The sequence below is a fragment of the Pseudoalteromonas sp. Cn5-37 genome, from assembly GCF_021532495.1.
Taxonomy (GTDB): domain Bacteria; phylum Pseudomonadota; class Gammaproteobacteria; order Enterobacterales; family Alteromonadaceae; genus Pseudoalteromonas; species Pseudoalteromonas simplex.
In genome coordinates, this window is sequence record NZ_JAKGBA010000084.1 from 1 (window position 1) to 1,688 (window position 1,688).

Sequence of the window (1,688 nt, forward strand, 5' to 3'; positions counted from 1 at the left end):
GGTTGGATGTTCTATTCACGGTTATTAATGGATAAACCTATGTCAGCATCAACCTTCAGGAAGCCATTGAGAAAACATGCACAAGCGTGTGGCTTAAAGCACTGTAATCCACATACTTTACGCCATGCTTATGCAACACACCAACTTGAATCAGGTATGCCACTTCATCAACTGCAACATCAGCTTGGCCACAGTGATATTAAAACCACACAAAGTTACTTACATTGGTTACCAGAGTTAGGTCATGGCGGCATTGATTTGCTTGCGAGCTGGAGTAAACAATGAACGCCTTACACCTCGCTGATATTTTAAACTCAAGCTTTGAGAGTTATCGCCAACATCATACGGTGAGTTATCAACAACTGCGCGTGTGTCAGCACCTTCAATCATGCAGAACGGGTCAGCTCGGTTATCAAGCATGGCAATGTGATAGCTGTGGGGAGTCGCAAAAGATTGGATGTAGCTGTCGAGACCGTCATTGCCCGCGTTGCCAAGGCATGGCTACGGCTAAATGGGTGCAAAAACAGCAGGAGGATTTATTACCATGTAGGTATTTCCACCTTGTTTTTACACTCCCTCATGAGTTGAATATCATTGCTCACTATAACCCAAATGCGTTGTATCAGTGTTTATTTAAAGCGACATGGCAAACGCTAAGTAAATTTGCGAAACGGAAAAAGCATGGTCAGTTAGGCATGACAAGCGTACTGCATACGTGGGGGCAGAACTTAAGTCAGCATATCCACTTGCATTGTTTGATACCCGCAGGGGCGCTAAATAAAGCGCACTGGCATGAAATAGAAAAAGGCTATTTATACCCCGTAAAAGCGTTATCAACAGTCTTTAGGGGTAAAATGCTAGCGGAACTCAATGAATGCGATAGTTCATTCGCGAAGATAAACACCCCAACAAAGTGGTGTGTGTATAGCAAAGCCTGTTTAACGTACAGTGAAAAGCTAGTTAGTTACCTTGCTCGTTATACCCGAAAAGGCGTGATGTCAGAATCGCGATTAGTGTCAGCGACTGAAGAAACAGTGAGCTTTAAATACCGCGATTATGCAGATAACAACCGCGATAAAGTCATGACTCTGAGTTGTGATGAATTTTTACGGCGCTACTTACAACATGTATTGCCCAAAGGGTTTATGCGCATTCGCCACTATGGCTTTTTAGCTAATGCGTGTCGCAAGCGAAAGTTAGCATTAATAAGGTCACAAGAATCACACAGAGGTAAAGTGGAGAAGCTAAAGACAGAAAACGTAACACTGATACCGCATTGGCCTTGCCAGTCATGCAAGGTGGGTATTTTACGATTTATTGGTGTGATGAATTCAGATACGCCGACAAATGAAATAGTGCGAACGAGTTAGCAGCCTTGCTTGCTGCTTAAAATCAATGAGTTAACCTGCTTAATTGCTCAGGCTAACGACCTCTGCGTGCGTAAAAATATAATTGCTTCTTAAGGCAAATTTAGGTGTAATGGAAGCATAATAAACGCTGAGTAAAGCAGGGATAGCTTAGATACGATAGGCTCGCCAGTAACGTTGGCTTGATATCGCTTAGGCCAGAAAAAGCAAATTCCCATAGCATAAACAACACCAACTCTGACACACCGAGTAGGTAGCGGCTCAGTCCAACAAGCGATTATGCAACACAAACTGCGTGTCGCATAAATACTAAAATGTTAT

The 1,688-nt window shown here is 43.0% G+C and carries 2 protein-coding genes; both read left to right on the forward strand.

The window, feature by feature from the left end:
• Positions 1-285 (forward strand): tyrosine-type recombinase/integrase (locus tag L1266_RS22150; protein WP_235378359.1); only part of this gene is annotated, 285 nt, incomplete at its 5' end.
• Complete coding sequence (locus L1266_RS22155; RefSeq protein WP_063528616.1) at positions 282-1,370, forward strand: IS91 family transposase; 1,089 nt, start codon at positions 282-284, stop codon at positions 1,368-1,370. The genes L1266_RS22150 and L1266_RS22155, both read left to right, overlap by 4 nt.
• Positions 1,371-1,688: the final 318 nt, after the last annotated feature.